The organism is Halanaerobium sehlinense, assembly GCF_055379485.1.
The window spans coordinates 2,440,527-2,456,807 of record NZ_AP042442.1; the positions used below are offsets into that span (position 1 = coordinate 2,440,527).

Here is a 16,281-nt window from a genome sequence, read left to right on the forward strand (position 1 = left end):
CATATTTTGACAAGCAAACGGTAGCTGATGTTTTATTTTACAAACAATCCTCAAGACCTTCCGCTTCTAGAATATTTCTGATCTCCTTAACTTCCTGGGCTCGCTTTTTATCACAGATTAAAATAGCATCTTCTGTATCAACTATCACTACATCATCAAGCCCAATAGTAGTTACTACCTTATTAGGACTATGAATAATAGAGTTAGTAGTATCTATACCGTAATGTTTACCAATTACTACATTACCATCAGTATCTACTTTTTTAACTCTCTCTAATGCCGGCCAGCTGCCGAGATCATCCCAGCCAAAAGAACCTGGAATAACAAAAATATCATCTGCTTTTTCCATAATTCCATAGTCAATGGAAACACTCTGCATTTTTTCGAATTCATCTCTGATTACTTTTTGAGCTAAATCTGTTCCTAAAGCATTTTTTATTCTTTCTAAGGACTGATACATCTCGGGTAAATGCTCTTCTATATTAGATAGAATACTGCTTAACTGCCAGATGAACATGCCACTGTTCCAGAGATATGTTCCTTCTTCTAAAAACTCTTTAGCAGTGCTTAAATCAGGTTTTTCGGTAAAGTTACGAACTTCAAATACCTGATCACCATCTATGGTATGTAATTGATCACCAAAGTGAATATAGCCATAACCTGTTTCTGGATGAGTTGGTTCTATACCAATAGTAACTAAGTTTTTACCAGTAGCTGCAGTCATAATTGATTTTCTTAAAATATCTACAAATCTTTTTTGATCTTTAATTAAATGATCAGCTGGTAAAACGATCATTGTTGAACCAGGATATTTATCTTCTATTACTACTGAAGATAAACCTATACAGGCAGCTGTATTTCGTTTCATTGGTTCTACTATTATATTTTCTTCTGGTATACCATCCAGCTGTTTTTTGATTGCTTTTTGATAGGCTTCATTAGTTGCAATAAAGATCTGTTCTAAAGGAACAAGTTCATTTATTCTTTCTACAGTTTCCTGCAGCATGGTTTTTTGATTATCATTTAGCTTTAAAAACTGTTTTGGATGGTCTTTCCTGCTTAAGGGCCAGAATCTGGTTCCTTCTCCTCCAGCCATGATTAGTGCTGTTATCATTTGAAATCACTCCAAATAAAATTAATAAACTTTTTAAAAATCTAATTCTTATACAATTTGGCTTTCAATAAATATAATATTTTTCTTAAAGGCTTTAAAAATATTAAATAAGGAAAAACGCCATTTTTTTTCAAAGATAAAAAAGCTTCTTTATTTCCTTGATATATAGCTTTTAAGCTATTATTGCTAGTACCTTCTATTCTCATTTTTACTAAAGTTTTATCTAAATAACTTAGTTTTATATTGTTTTTTTCAATAAATCTACAAATCAGATCAAAATCTGCTGCTATTTTAAAATCTAAATCAAAATTACCATACTCATCATATAATCGCTTCTTAGCAAAAAAAGAAGGATGAGCAGGAACCCATCCATATTTTAATTGTGAAAAATATTTATCTGAATCAGTTTTCCATACTCTACTAATTTGATTTAAATCATCACGATTAACCATTTCAACATTACCATAACATGCATCACAATGTTCAACATTAAAAACTCTAATAATATTTTCTAAAACTTTATTATCTGCATACACATCATCAGAGTTTATAGTGGCTATAATATCACCAGTCGCTAAATTAATCCCCTTATTCATAGCATCATAAATACCCTCATCAGATTCAGATATCCATTTCATTCTTCCATTAAATTTGCTTTCGTATTCTTTAATTATATCTAAAGTATTATCTCTTGATTTACCATCTACAATAATATATTCGATATTGTCATAAGTTTGATTTAACACTGATTCCATAGTATCTCTAATATATTTCTCACTATTATAACAAACAGTGATTATTGAAACTAAGGAGTTTTTATTGTTTTCATTCACTATTATAACCTCACAAACTAATAATTTTCTTTAAACCACTGATATGTGTCCTTAATGCCTTCTTCTAAAGATATCTGAGCTTCCCAGCCTAAATCATTTAATCTTGTAACATCTAAAAGTTTTCTAGGAGTCCCATCTGGTTTGGATGAGTCATTCACTATTTCACCTTCAAAACCAACAATATCTTTAATTAGCTCTGCAAGTTCTAAGATAGAAATATCTTTACCTACTCCAACATTAACAAACTGATTGCCATTATAATTATTAATTAAAAATAATAAAGAATCTGCCAGATCATCTACATGTAAAAACTCTCTTCTTGGTTTACCTGTACCCCAGATAACCACTTCATCTTCATTATTGATTTTTGCTTCATAGAACTTTCTGATTAAAGCAGGTAATACATGAGAGGTTTCTAAATCAAAGTTATCATTTGGACCATAAAGATTAGTAGGCATTGCAGAAATAAAGTTAGTTCCATACTGTTTATTATAATGTTCACAGAGTTTAATACCTGTTATTTTTGCTACTGCATAACCCTCATTTGTTGATTCGAGTTTTCCAGAAAGAAGATAATCCTCTTTCATTGGCTGATCTGCAAATTTAGGATAGATACAGGAACTCCCTAAAAATAATAATTTTTTAACATCATTCTGATAGGCTGCATCAATTACATTTGTTTCTATCATTAAGTTATCATATAAAAATTCAGCTGAATAGGTATCATTAGCCTGGATACCACCAACTTTTGCAGCTGCCAGTATTACATATTCAGGTTTTTCTTCTTCAAAAAAATCTTCTACTTTTTCCTGCCTTCTTAAATCAAGTTCAGAAGAAGTTCTATAAACCAAATTATTATATCCTTCTTTTTTTAGCTTTCTCATAATTGCTGACCCAACTAAACCTCTATGACCAGCAACATATACTTTTGCATCTTTTTCCATTTATAACACACCTTTCACTTTGATATTTAAATATCTCCGTGTTCTTCTATTGCTTCTAAATCTGATTGAACCATTAACTGTACTAATTCTTTAAATTTAACTTCTGGCTCCCAGCCTAATTCTTCTTTAGCTTTAGAAGGATCACCGATTAATAAATCTACCTCTGTTGGTCTAAAGTATTTAGGATCCACTTCTACCAGAACTCTACCTGTATCTTTATCTATGCCTTTTTCATCGACACCTTCACCCTGCCATTCAATATCAATATCAACATGACTAAATGCAGCTTCTACAAATTCTCTGACTGTATGTGTTTCTCCAGTAGCTATCACATAATCTTCTGGAGTATCATGCTGTAACATCATCCACATCATTTTGACATAATCTTTAGCATAACCCCAGTCTCTTTTAGAATTCATATTACCTAAATATATTTTATCCTGCTTACCTTTGGTTATTCTGGCAACAGCTCTTGTTATCTTTCTAGTTACAAATCTTTTACCCCTTCTAGGTGACTCATGGTTAAATAAAATGCCATTAACTGCAAAAAGATCATATGCCTCTCTATAGTTTTTAACTATCCAGTAAGCATAAAGCTTAGCTGCAGCATAAGGGCTTCTAGGATAAAAGGGTGTTTCTTCTGTCTGTGGAACTTCCTGTACCTTACCATATAATTCACTGGTAGAAGCCTGATAGAATTTACATTCTACTTCTGCTTCTTTAATAGCATCTAATAATCTTAAAGTCCCCATTGCATCTACATCTGTTGTATATTCAGGTATTTCAAAAGAAGTTCCTACATGACTCTGAGCAGCCAAATTATATATTTCATCTGGATTAATTTTTTCAACTAATCTACTTAAATTACTGGAATCAGTCATATCGCCATAATGAAGTTTTAACCTTACATTTTCTTCATGTGGATCCTGATAAATATGATCTATTCTCTGAGTATTAAAGGTAGAAGCTCTTCTAATTATTCCGTGAACTTCATAACCTTTATCCAGTAATAATTCTGCTAAATATGAACCATCCTGTCCTGTTATTCCTGTTATTAATGCTTTTTTCAATTATTCAACACCTCTTCAAAAAAATTAATGTATTCTTGTGCAATTTTCTTCAAATTATAATTTTTATAAACTTTATCAGCAATCTCATTTAGTTTTTCATCTGAAGGATACTCATTTATCACTTCATTTATTTTATTAGCCAACTTTTTATAGTCATCTGGAGGGTCATAATAATATGCTTCTTCTAACGTTACTTCTGGTAATGAAGCACATCTAGTTGTTATTACAGGTATATTATTATACATAGCTTCAATAGGAGGCATACCAAAACCTTCAAATTTAGAAGAACTAATAAAAATTAAAGCATTGGAATATAGCGATGCTAATGTTTCGTTTGAAACATAACCTGGAATTATAATTTTTTTTTGTAATTCTAACTCTTTTATTAATTTAGTTATTTTATTAGTTGATTTATCTTTTAGACCAACTAAAATTAATTTTAAATTATTATTATTATTATTATTTTCATTATAATAATTGAACGCTTTAACTAATGTTTTAATATTTTTGTGAGGTAACAAAGATGCAACTGACAATAAATAATTTTTCTTTTCAACATCTATATTGTTTAGTGGGTTTACATCCTCACTCTTAGAAATTTTATCAAAATCAATTGGATTATGAATAGTTTTTATCTTATCTTTATATTTATTACCAAAAAAATTAATAATATCGTTTTTTACTGAGTTGGATATACTAATTAAATAATCACTTTTCTTTATACTTGTCGGATAAAAAATATTAAATATTAACTTTTTAGTTAAACTAAAATATTCAGGATAATATTTATACTGCAAATCATGAATGTTAGAAACAACTTTTACTCCATTTAAACTATTAATACACCGAGTATAAGTAGGGAAAAACATTATATCTGGATTAATTTTTTTTATTTTTTGAGGCAATATAAAATTCTGGTATATTAATCTATTAAATCGGTTTGAATTATCTATATTACATGAAATAATTTTAAATTTATTTCTATCAAAATCAAAATTAATTTCATTTGCAGTATTTTGAGAAAGAAATAAATAATAAATATTATTCTTTTCAAGACTAGAAAACCCCTTTAATAAATTCCTTAAATAACTTTCTGTTCCACCAACTTTATTTTTTCTTAAAAACAAACCATCAATAAGAACTCTCATATTTCACCAACTAATTATATAAATAATATATTTCAAAACATATTTTCTTAAAATCCTTAACAACTGAAAATTACAACAATTTTCTTATTGTTTCTAAAACTTCAATATTCCTATATTTCTTCTTTGTGAATATATCGATGTTACTTGAAATAACTCCACTTTGTATATTACTTTCAGAATTATATCCATGCATACCTGATGGTAAACCTCTTAACCCCAACCCAAAAAAATTAGGTTTAAATACATAACCTTCGTTTAAAATAAAAACTATATCTCCAAATTTTTTATTAGTAATCTGATAACGAATTCTTTCATCGTTGTTTATTACTTTACCGAACTTTTTTTGATTTAAAAAAGTTTTTATTTCGCTTTTAAATTTATGATCTTTAGTCCAAATTCTGCATATAACAGAATCTAAAAAATATAAGTATCTGTTTGGAGATTGCCTTCCAAACTCATTTTCTAAAGTTAAATCAACTCCTTTTTTTACTGGTGACATTCCATGATCTGATAATAAGGCAATCTTACTATTATCACCATAAATTTCGACAAATGCATTTATTAAATCATTAATTTCAATTAAAAGTTTACGTAAAAAATTAATATAACTCGATTTTTTAGTGTTACTCATATGACCTTTCTGATCTAATGAATTAATAACAACAAAACTCCGCTTATCTAATCCTTTTTTGGTTAATCCGGAAATCATTTCCATCTCATTAGATTTTTTAGTTTTATATAGTGTTAAACTACTTATTTCAGAATTTAATTTTTTAAAATTATTATTATTTGATAATGGGTAAATTGCTTTATTGAAAAAATATTTTTTTAATCCAACAGGTATATTACTCTCAAACAACCCCAATTTATTCATTGGATAATTAATCAAAAAATTAACTATATTATTATGCTTTAAATATAATATATTTTTTTCATTTAAATTATTTGATTCAAATTGAAAATTCCAGTCAGTGAAATATCCTAAATCATCAGGTAAAAGTTCTGAGAACATAGCCCAATGTTGATTAGAACTGTACCCTAATTCTGGTCTCAATTTAGCGCTGTAATTTATTTTTGAAATATAATCTATTATTTCATTTTTATATAAAAAAGGAAAAGCATCTATAAAAATTATTAGTATAGGATTTAAATTTGTTTTATTTTTCAATTTCAATAAGCTCCTTAAGCGTTTTGATTTTAGTTCTTTCATAAAAGTCTATTGATTCTTTAGAGGCTGATAATTCAGTAATAAAAGATAATAACAAAATTAGAAAAGTAGTTTCCAAATCTTTATTACTTTTTTCTTTTATTAAATTGTAAATTAAATCTTTAATCAATTCTTTCTTAGGTTTATACTTAATTTTTTCAAATAAAGTATAAGAAAAGGGACTTTTGTAATTATTTTTTCTTTTTAATAGTAGATAAGCAAAAAAATAAATATATACTAATTCATCAACTAAATTATTTAATTTTAATTTTTCTAATTTTTTTTTCGTTGGATACAACTTAATATCTAATGCTTTATTTAACAAATTAATTATTTTTTCAAATTCAAAATCAGGTGCAAGCTTAGTCATAGTATTTTTTTCTTTTTTAAATAAATTGAGACGGTTTTCGTATCCGCAAGATAGCACATTAAAGTTTGGAAGGATAATTGTTGGTATTTCAAGTATATTTCTACAAGTAAAAAACTTTTTATATTCTATTTTATAATCAGAATCTAAAAAATCATTCTGCTTTTTCAATCTTTCTATCAAAAACTTATTACTCATTATAAAATCAATATTCTTGCTATTTATTTCTGGAAATTGAAGATTGTTTTTATCACCATGAAAATAATAACCTGACTCAATTAGTTCATAATTTCTCATATGAAGCCACATATTTTTAAGTTTGTTCTTTAATAATATAGAATAATCAATATGAAAAAAAGGAGAATCATACCCATTTTTTTTCATTTCTGATTCAAAATCATTAAATAAACAATCAATTTTGTTAATTGAATTTTTACTTGGTTTATTATTAAAAACTAAATAAATATCGAGATCACTTAAAACTTTATAATCATTATCAATTTTTATAATCGATCCTTCATTTCGTGAAACACTACCAGCTAAAATAAAAGCTTTTAAATTATTTTCATTTATATCAATAATCTTTTTTTTTATTATATTTAATTTTTCAATTAAATAATTATCATTCATGAATTAAAACACTCCTAATTTCAAAAAATAATATATAGAATAAAACAATAAAGTAATAATAAATGAAAATTCATATGACTTTTTTATTTTTTGTTCATTTTTTACATTTATCATAACAATAAATGGTAGTATAAATATTGAATGTCTTAAGTGACCAGGATTTAATATAGTTAAAACTGTAAGAATAGTAACTAGTGGAATAAATATACTAATTAAATCTGATTTTAATAATTTCATACCAAATATTAAATTAATTATAAAGTTAAAATAGATAATTAAAGTAAAAAATCTTACAACTGAAAATAAAAACATGAGAAAAGAATCATCCGTAAATGAAAAAACTATCGGATATGGTACTAAAATAAATGAAATTGGTAATATAATAATATCTTTTAACTCTTGAATAATGAAATTACTCATATAGCCTGAATTACTCATTTCTGAAGCCATAAATAAATAACTTTCTATCTTATCTCCTAAAATACCTAAAAACTTGAAATCCTTAAAGAAAAATATAGAAAAACCTACTATCATTAAATACAAAGAGACTAAAAAATAGTTAATTTTAATATATTCATTTTTTTTAAATAAGTTTGGAAGAAAAGCAAATACAAAAAAAATATATGATATTCCAACTCTAAACCAACTTGCAATATATGATAAACCAAATGCAATTATAAACAAAAATATAGTCATTTTCTTTGAGCTATAATATGATAAATGAGCTAAAAAAACTATTGCAAACAATAAAAAAACAAAAATATTATCTTTAAATTCAAACAAACTAAAATATAAAAGTTCAGGTAAAAAAAGCAATAAAATAATAAATTGATAATATTTTTGTTTTTCAACAAAGCTAAAAATTTTAGTTCCTAATAATCCTGATAATATAAATAAGAAAATATTTAAAATTCTACCATTTATAGTGTATGGGCCAAATAAATCATATATAAATCTTATAACTATATAGTAAAACCCCCCTGAAAACAATAAAGGCGTCCAAAGTGCTCCGCCTCTTCCATAAAAGTTATAATTTTGATCATCATTAAATAAAAAGGGCGCCTCTCCTAAAAAAAATAAACCACTATTAATAAAAAACATTATTAGTAAACTAAAAACAAAAAATAATCTTATAACATATAACTTTTCTTTTAATATAAAATTCATTATAATTTCCAAAAGAATATATAAAAATAATCCAAAAATAATTGGAAGAAAGGAGAAAGACTCATTATTTATCTTAGAATATAAATATTGATTAAAAATTAATAATATGAAAGTCAATATTGAGGTTAAAAAAAAAGAAAATTTAACTTTAAAAAATTTATTCACAATTCCATCTCCTAAACACTACGTCAATTTTTTTATGATATCTCTATATTCTTTTGTAATACTATTTAAAGAATATTCCTTTTTAAGTTTATAATAACCATTTAACCCTAATTCTTTGCGTTGATCTTCGTTTTTATATAATAATTCAATAGCCTTTGATAAATCTCTAGAACTCTTTTGTTTAACTTTAATACCATCAGTTTTATTTTCTACAATATATTTAGGTCCCCCAACATTTGTAACAATAACCGGTTTTTTTAAAAACCAGGCTTCAATGATTGTTCGTCCAAAAGACTCTGGACCCCCTTTTTCATCAATTGATGAAGATACAATAACATCACAATTATAAATGAAATTATAAATATCATTTACCCATCCAACTAGAAAAATATCTTCTTCAAAATTAGATTTTTTAATCATTTTTTTAATGTTAATAAAATAATCCCATTGTTTTGTTCCTTTTTCCGCTGTTCCAGCAATAAAAAGCTTACCATTAAAATTATCAATTTTATTTTTTGTCTTTATAAATCCTTCTATCAAATATTCTATTCCTTTCCATTCTGCAAAATTTGAAGCAATGCCAAAAACCACTTCGTTGTTTATATTATAATTTTTTCTATAAGATAAATTGAATTTATTATTGAGTTTATGGATCTCTAATCCATTTGGTATAACTTTATGTTTATCTTTGCTATCATAAAATTTCATTAAATCTTTTGATACACAAATTATATCATTCGGAAAGAAATATAACAAATTATGTAAGAATCTATCAAATTGATAGTCTCTTAAAACCCAAATTAATGGCGTATGTGTTATAAAAGAAGCAAAACTACCTAACAAATGGCTTCTATTAGTATTAGTAATAATAACATCAGGCTGAAATTTCAATATAAAAATAATCAACTTTAAAAAAACAAAACCTAACTTAAATATACTTGTTATAAAATTCTTTTTAATTTGACCTATTTTAAATATTTTATGATTCAAGTTCTTTTCATCTAATAATTTCTTAAACTTTTCATTTTCTATCAAGAAAAATATTTCATATTCATCTCTCAAATTAGAAATAATATCAGTAATTGATTTTTCAGCACCTCCATATGCGAATGCAAAATTTAATATTAATAACTTTTTTTTATTATTCAATCTTTCCACTTCCCTATTAAAAATTTCTCTATTGTGGCTTTGGATCTCCACAAGACAATGGTGGGCTTATCTCCCATATCTCCCAAAATCTATATCCCAACGTTCCTTCCCTTCTACCTTTCATGGGGCAGAGGCCGGTTCTGCTCTTCAACCGGGTCTTAACTCTTTTTAAGCCCTTATGATGTAAATAATATATAATATCCGGCTAATCCAGTCTTCCTCTTTCAAAATTCTATTACTCAACTTTAAACGCGCTTTCTTAAATCAATAAACTAATTAACTCATTAAAAAAATACACTTAATACTTAGGCTGCTTCCTGTAAATTTAAGTTTCTCTCAATATCGTTCAACGACTTTTCATCATTATACATAACAAGTTTTTGACTAAATGCAAAAAATATTCTAATCAATTTGCAGGCCAATTCTATTATCATCTGTTTAGGCTTTAAAAAATTAGCTTTTCAAGTAATATAGTATTCATGCAGCTGTTCAAACTCCTGATTATTCGCCATCATCGGCATCATTAATTTGTAGAGTGATCCCCGCAATTTAGGTCTTTCACTTTTAGTTATACTGGTTTTACACTGATGCTTACCTGAACTGTTTTCCATCAAATTTAAACCTGCAAGTCTTTGTATCTGTTTTGGATGATCATAATTATTATAACTAAAATTTATGATTAATAAATTTGTACTAACTGAAAAACTAAAGTTTCATTCCTTAAATTTAATTTAATCCTATTAAAATATTATATAAACTTTCATAATCATCAAAATACTTTGTATTTATTTCCTTATTTTTAATTTCATAAAAACTATTTATTATTAATGGCTTATTGTATTTGTATGCATCAAACTCAGCTCCAGAAGCCTTTGTTTCTCCATAAATTTCATTATTCTTATTTATCACTTTAACGTCTTTAAACAAAGGAGATAAAATATAATTACTTTTAATCATATAATAATCATATTCTGATTGACAAATATATTTTTCGAAAAACAAAATATTTTTGTTATAATTTTTTTTTAATTTCAAAATATCTTTTTTCAAGTTTTTAGTAACAATTCTTCCTAAGAATATGAATCTTATATCTTGCCGAACTTTTAAAATTTTTTGTATAACATTAAATATTTTATCATAATTTCGTCTATTTACATTAACAGTTCCAGGAATTATAATTTCAATTAGATCGTTTGAATTATCTTTCTTTTCTTTTATATATGAAGTTTTAAGTGGCAGCTTAAAAGAAACTACATCAATTAATTTGTTAGTATACTTTTGAGCATTATTTTTAAGTGTTTTATTTAAAACTATATATCCACTAACCTTTCTGTTAATAAATTTTTTCATTAAATTCTTTAACATTTCCTTTGAAAAATTATTGTTATATTCAAAATTAGTTTTAAGGTTATGTAGTGTCAGTACCAATTTAAATTTTAACAATAAAAGAATACAATAAAAAATTAAATCTCTTCCATAAAATACTGTATTAATGTAAATTTTATCTATATTATCACTAATTAACTTATAATAATTTTTACTTCGAGAGTTGCTTTCAAAAACATAAATTTTTTCTTTTTTTATATGATTATCAATTAATTTCAACTCTTTTTCTAAGTTAAGAAATACTTCTTTGCTTATATATATATTAATATCTTTATATCCTTTTTTATATAAATATTCATGCACTGAAATGACATAATCAAAGTGATTTCTTTCGAATTCTAAAATTGCAATTTTTCTGTTAATTTGATCTTTTTCTAAAATCATTATTATTAAATCCTCTCTTAAATTATCTATCTAACACTTGAATACATTTAGCAGGATTACCTGCCCAAATCTGATTTTTAGGAATATTTTTTGTCACAATTGAACCTGCACCAATTATAGAGTTTTTACCAATTTTAACTCCAGGAAGAATAGTAGCATTTCCACCAATCCAGACATTATCATCAATTATAACTTCCTGATTTATTAGAGAATCATTATAATTTTTTGCCATTTTGTCATGAGTTTGTGAAGTTATCATAGTATGTGCAGCAATCAAAACATTATCACCTATTATTACATTACCCCCAGCCCATATATGAACAAATTCTCCTATAATAGAGTTATTACCCAAAACTAAATTGTCCGGTGAGTGAATAATACTTCTATCCATAATTTTTGAATTATTACCTATAATAACACCTCTGCTTTTCCACTTTAATTTAAGTCTTTTTTCTTTAGTTTTTGTATCAAGATAATAAAAAAATTTATATAAACTTATTAAAATTATATCAATAAAATTAACTATTAAACTTATCATAAAAATCATCTATCTCCTTAAATAAATTAGCATTGTTCTTTATCCATTCATATTCTTTTTCCCACCATTTAAAATCTAATAGAAAATCTCTATATTTTTTTTCAAATCTATAACCAATTTTTTTTGCTGGTATTCCCACATTTATTGAATATGGCTCTATATCCTTAGTTACTAGTGCACTAGTTCCAATAATAGCTCCATCACCTATAGTTACCCCATCCATAATAATAACATTATAGCCAATCCAAACATCATTTCCTACTTTAACAACATATTTATTCTGATTATCAGCATATCTATGTTCATTAAATAAATTTTTATCAACAAATTTAAATCCTGCTTGGTTTTTTTTAGAGTAAAAAGCCGGATGGGTGGAAACAAAATCAGTTGGATGTAAACCTAACTTTGTCTTTACATTTGAAGAAATAGAACAATAATTACCAATCTTTGTATCAGGTATATAACAATCTTTACTTATATATGTACCTAGACCAATACTAGAATTAACTATATTTGTATTATTACCTATAAAAATGTTTTTATTGAGTTTTGTATTTAAATTAACTTTTATTGATTTATTTAAAGAAATTTTGTATTTATTTTTTATTATAAGTCTTTTAATAAAATCTTTAATATATCGAGGTATTATTTTTTTTATTATTCCATTCATAAATATCACCTTTTTAAAATATTCTCTAATTCATTAAAAGTTTTTGGGAATAATATTTCTCCATCTGTTCTACTATCAATTATTTCTTTTATCATTTCTTTTTTACTTTCATATTCAAAAGGAAGTAAATATAATAACATAATAACCTTACTATTATTATTATTATACTTATATTCGTCCATAATAACTGTTGAAAAATACGACATATAAACACTAGTCTCATCATTAAATAAATATTCTCCAGGCAAATAACTATCTATTATATTATCAACTTCACTAATTGTAGGTGATTCTTGAGCTGGATGTAATTTAACAACGAAATCCTCGAAATATTTGTTTATTATTTTTGATAAATTATCATAAAAAATTTTCAGTCTGCTTTTATCCAAATAATTAGTTATTGGTTGATCAAAAAAAATCATATCATATTTTTTGTATGAATCAGAAAAAAGGTTAGAATATTTATTATTTGTTTTATCTATCTCCTTTATGTAATTATTTATATCTATAACTTTATCAACATAACTATTAATATATTCTTCTGAGGCATGTGCAAAAATACTATTTTCATCACTGAAGAATTCAATTTTCTTATCAAATACTATTTTATTATATATATTATTTAAGAAGATACCTAATGTATACTTTGAAAAAGGCAATTTAAATCCATTTTGCTTTATTGTATTAACATCAATTAAGCAAATATGATTGTTTTTACTCAATTTTTTTACAAAATATAATGTGTATTTTATATGGTTTTTTGTGAAAAAATATATTTTATATCCCACTTTTTTACTTAAATATTTATTATAATAATATTTAAGCTTATTCCTTTCCTCTAAAAAAGATTTAATATAATTAGATATTTTATTTAATTTTATATTAGATTTTCTTAAAAAAAATATCTCTACATCATTATTCCATGCTTTTTCATTAATTAACTTTAAAAAATTTAATATTTTTTGTTTATAAACAAAAATTTCTATCTTTGAATTTTTTCCTCTATTATCAACTAAATATAATAATGTAGGGATTTCCGAATAAGATGATATAAATAAGACAACTTTATTTTTAAGCATATAATTTCCACCTTAATAGGTAACTTTAAGTATTTTGTAAAAAAATTAATACCTTCCCTCCAATAGTTATATTATAGGAGAGCGAGCAGTTAAAACCGTTTCAATCTGTGTTTTAACCATTTAGAATCTTAGTTTAACATTTTAAGACAAAATATTTTTTTGCTGTTTTTTGTTAGGTATACTGTTCATTGTTTTAAGCCTTTTCTAATTTTTTTATTGGCTCTTTCAACTCGGTTAGTTATATAAATTGATTTATGAATACTATCTAGATATTTGTAAAAAGTAAATAATTCATTTTCATCTTCAAACCTACTTTGAATTGAAATCATTTAAGGCTTGCTTTGCAAACTCTATGCTGGAAGCTTTGTAAATCATCTTGAGATCTGTAACAATTTTATCTATATTTTTTTTTGACTTTATGAAGAGTATTGCGAACCTTGTGAACTACACAGCGTTGAACATCAGCTTTTTGATATACTTTAAGAAATGAGTCAGTTAAACCTGGTAGACAATCCATAACACCTAGAAGTACCTGTTTTACGCTTCTAGATTTTAGGTTTATCGGTTCATCAGTACTTCTTCTCAGAGTGCAATTGACTCTATTACACTAATTTAACAGGCTAGAATTTCTTTATAACCCTCTACATTGATTCCAATGATTATATATGCTTAATTCATTGCAAAAACGACCTTCGACTTAGAACATCAAGGAAGAGCAAACAATAGCGTTTATCTAAAGGTAGGTATGAGTTGATTTTCCCATTGCTCAATTAAATTAACAATTCTCGGATGGATAGACCTCTGCATAAATTTAAATAATAGTATAATTCATCCTGTCACCGAGGAGACCTCCTAGTGGATGTGTTTTTCATTTTGTTAATAAATATATTCAACCATTCAAAAAATTATTGTAATTTTATTTACATAACTTGTTATAAATTACTTTTACAAAACTAAGAGGGAGTTCACAATATTAATTTTCTTTTTTAATGATAAAATAGTAAGCTGTTCCAGTTAAAATCATAAACTTAATAACTAATATAATATAATAATTGGTAATAATATTTATAATCGTTAAATATAATATTACTATAATAATCATTTTAATAAAATTATATAAAACATTTTTAAGTTCAATTACTTTTTCTTTTATTATATATTTAGCATTTATATAATGAAAAATAAATAATAACATATAAGAAAACAATGTCGTATATGCCGCTGCAATATAACCAAACTTTGGTATCAACCAGTAATTTAAACCAATATTAGTGAAACCAGCTAAAAATGTTGCAAAAGAAATCAAACCAGTTCTTTTGCGATAAAAAGAATAATTAGCAAAAATAGTATATAAAAAAACAAAAACATAACTCAAAATAATTATTGGAACTAAATCTAAGGCACTATAATATTTTTCATCAGCTAAAATTATTACTAATTCTTTTGAAAACAAGATTAAAGAAATTGCAGCAAAAAAAATGTACTTAGCATAATTTTTCGCCATATTATTTATTTTTTTATAATTATGTTTTTTTAAATTATCATAGAACATTGGAACCCAGGCTTTATTCATTGCCATTACTACTACATTCATAATCATACCAATATTATAGGCAAAAGAATATAAACCAGTATCTAAAGAACCAGTCAACTGATTTATAGCAATACGATCAAAATAAGATAATATAAATCCCGATAATGCATGGGGAATAAGTGGAATGCCGAACATTAAAGAATATTTTACATATTGAAATTTAAATTTTGGTTTACCTAATTTTATAAAATAAATAATAGCAATCATAAAAATAAATCCACTAACGACTAAAGTACCATAAATTTTACCAAAATATCTCTGTTCAGAAAGTAAATATACCCAAACAATTGAAATAACAAGTATTAATACACTTTTACTAACTGATAATAAAGAATATTTATCACTTTGTTTGCTAGTTTGAAGATATGACAAAAACATTTTTATAGGTATATTAAAAATAGCAACTATAATAGCAATTATAAAAACATCAACATCTATATTTATTAAAACAGAAATTTCTTTTCTAAATAAATTAATTAAATAGAAAGAAATTATATTGAAAAAAAATAAAAATAAAATATTACTGGTTATATATTCCCCAATTTTTTTATCTTTTTCATGATAATACCTATTAACAGCTCCATGAAAATTCAGACCCAATAATATTGTTGAAATAGATATGATAGAAGTGAATATAGCTAATATTCCATATTCATCAGGAGTTAGCAAACGAGTAAAAACTGGTACAGAAATAAAGCCTAATGCTTTAGTAAAAAAAGTAGCAGTCATATAATTTTTAGCATGATTGACAAATTCAAAATTTTCTTTTCCTATAATCTTTTTTGCATAATTTTTTGCAGTTTTAATAATATTCATTAAAAATTACTACTCCATTA

The 16,281-nt window shown here is 25.0% G+C and carries 15 protein-coding genes and 1 pseudogene; all 16 read right to left on the reverse strand.

Features of this window, described 5'->3' with window-relative positions; translation table 11 throughout:
• Positions 1-37: 37 nt before the first annotated feature.
• The 16 genes and pseudogenes from ACZ446_RS11910 to ACZ446_RS11985 all read right to left on the reverse strand — a co-directional run bounded on the left by ACZ446_RS11910 (position 38) and on the right by ACZ446_RS11985 (position 16,261).
• On the reverse strand, positions 38-1,114 hold the full coding sequence (locus ACZ446_RS11910) for a mannose-1-phosphate guanylyltransferase (protein WP_464392773.1): 1,077 nt from the start codon (positions 1,112-1,114) through the stop codon (positions 38-40).
• 41 nt (positions 1,115-1,155) lie between these two features.
• Positions 1,156-1,947 carry a glycosyltransferase family 2 protein gene (locus tag ACZ446_RS11915; protein WP_464392774.1) on the reverse strand — a complete coding sequence of 264 codons (792 nt, stop codon included), beginning with the start codon at positions 1,945-1,947 and terminating at the stop codon, positions 1,156-1,158.
• A gap of 17 nt (positions 1,948-1,964) precedes the next feature.
• Positions 1,965-2,891 carry a GDP-L-fucose synthase gene (gene fcl / locus ACZ446_RS11920; protein ID WP_464392775.1) on the reverse strand — a complete coding sequence of 309 codons (927 nt, stop codon included), beginning with the start codon at positions 2,889-2,891 and terminating at the stop codon, positions 1,965-1,967.
• 26 nt (positions 2,892-2,917) lie between these two features.
• The gene (gene gmd, locus ACZ446_RS11925) at positions 2,918-3,961 is read right to left on the reverse strand and encodes a GDP-mannose 4,6-dehydratase (RefSeq protein ID WP_464392776.1); all 1,044 of its coding nucleotides are present in this window, start codon (positions 3,959-3,961) and stop codon (positions 2,918-2,920) included.
• The gene (locus ACZ446_RS11930) at positions 3,958-5,088 is read right to left on the reverse strand and encodes a glycosyltransferase family 4 protein (protein WP_464392777.1); all 1,131 of its coding nucleotides are present in this window, start codon (positions 5,086-5,088) and stop codon (positions 3,958-3,960) included. Before ACZ446_RS11930 ends, gmd begins: the two co-directional genes overlap by 4 nt.
• Positions 5,089-5,179: 91 nt before the next feature.
• Positions 5,180-6,277, reverse strand: a complete 1,098-nt coding sequence (locus ACZ446_RS11935) for an alkaline phosphatase family protein (RefSeq protein ID WP_464392778.1) — start codon at positions 6,275-6,277, stop codon at positions 5,180-5,182.
• On the reverse strand, positions 6,267-7,313 hold the full coding sequence (locus tag ACZ446_RS11940; protein WP_464392779.1) for a hypothetical protein: 1,047 nt from the start codon (positions 7,311-7,313) through the stop codon (positions 6,267-6,269). The genes ACZ446_RS11935 and ACZ446_RS11940 overlap by 11 nt, the downstream gene beginning before the upstream one ends.
• 3 nt (positions 7,314-7,316) lie before the next feature.
• Positions 7,317-8,645, reverse strand: coding sequence for a hypothetical protein (locus ACZ446_RS11945; protein WP_464392780.1), 1,329 nt, complete (start codon positions 8,643-8,645; stop codon positions 7,317-7,319).
• An 18-nt stretch (positions 8,646-8,663) separates the two neighbouring features.
• On the reverse strand, positions 8,664-9,794 hold the full coding sequence (locus tag ACZ446_RS11950) for a glycosyltransferase family 4 protein (RefSeq protein WP_464392781.1): 1,131 nt from the start codon (positions 9,792-9,794) through the stop codon (positions 8,664-8,666).
• A gap of 461 nt (positions 9,795-10,255) precedes the next feature.
• Complete coding sequence (locus ACZ446_RS11955; protein ID WP_464394404.1) at positions 10,256-10,474, reverse strand: transposase; 219 nt, start codon at positions 10,472-10,474, stop codon at positions 10,256-10,258.
• A gap of 46 nt (positions 10,475-10,520) precedes the next feature.
• Positions 10,521-11,564, reverse strand: coding sequence for a hypothetical protein (locus tag ACZ446_RS11960; RefSeq protein ID WP_464392782.1), 1,044 nt, complete (start codon positions 11,562-11,564; stop codon positions 10,521-10,523).
• A 22-nt stretch (positions 11,565-11,586) separates the two neighbouring features.
• Positions 11,587-12,102, reverse strand: a complete 516-nt coding sequence (locus tag ACZ446_RS11965; RefSeq protein ID WP_464392783.1) for an acyltransferase — start codon at positions 12,100-12,102, stop codon at positions 11,587-11,589.
• On the reverse strand, positions 12,083-12,772 hold the full coding sequence (locus ACZ446_RS11970) for a CatB-related O-acetyltransferase (protein ID WP_464392784.1): 690 nt from the start codon (positions 12,770-12,772) through the stop codon (positions 12,083-12,085). Before ACZ446_RS11970 ends, ACZ446_RS11965 begins: the two co-directional genes overlap by 20 nt.
• 5 nt (positions 12,773-12,777) lie before the next feature.
• A complete protein-coding gene (locus tag ACZ446_RS11975; protein ID WP_464392785.1) occupies positions 12,778-13,851 on the reverse strand; it encodes a hypothetical protein in 1,074 nt (357 codons plus the stop codon).
• Positions 13,852-13,982: 131 nt separating this feature from the next.
• Positions 13,983-14,591: pseudogene (locus ACZ446_RS11980) on the reverse strand (IS256 family transposase); the annotation flags it as partial.
• A 233-nt stretch (positions 14,592-14,824) separates the two neighbouring features.
• Positions 14,825-16,261 (reverse strand): lipopolysaccharide biosynthesis protein, encoded by a 1,437-nt coding sequence (locus ACZ446_RS11985; RefSeq protein WP_464392786.1) that lies wholly within the window; start codon positions 16,259-16,261, stop codon positions 14,825-14,827.
• Positions 16,262-16,281: the final 20 nt, after the last annotated feature.

Coding starts and splice junctions, on each gene's coding strand:
- ACZ446_RS11910 (WP_464392773.1), bottom strand. CDS start 1,114: ATGATAACAGCACTAATCATGGCTGGAGGAGAAGGAACCAGATTCTGG.
- fcl (WP_464392775.1), bottom strand. CDS start 2,891: ATGGAAAAAGATGCAAAAGTATATGTTGCTGGTCATAGAGGTTTAGTT.
- ACZ446_RS11940 (WP_464392779.1), bottom strand. CDS start 7,313: ATGAATGATAATTATTTAATTGAAAAATTAAATATAATAAAAAAAAAG.
- ACZ446_RS11960 (WP_464392782.1), bottom strand. CDS start 11,564: ATGATTTTAGAAAAAGATCAAATTAACAGAAAAATTGCAATTTTAGAA.
- ACZ446_RS11965 (WP_464392783.1), bottom strand. CDS start 12,102: ATGATAAGTTTAATAGTTAATTTTATTGATATAATTTTAATAAGTTTA.
- ACZ446_RS11970 (WP_464392784.1), bottom strand. CDS start 12,772: ATGAATGGAATAATAAAAAAAATAATACCTCGATATATTAAAGATTTT.
- ACZ446_RS11975 (WP_464392785.1), bottom strand. CDS start 13,851: ATGCTTAAAAATAAAGTTGTCTTATTTATATCATCTTATTCGGAAATC.
- ACZ446_RS11985 (WP_464392786.1), bottom strand. CDS start 16,261: ATGAATATTATTAAAACTGCAAAAAATTATGCAAAAAAGATTATAGGA.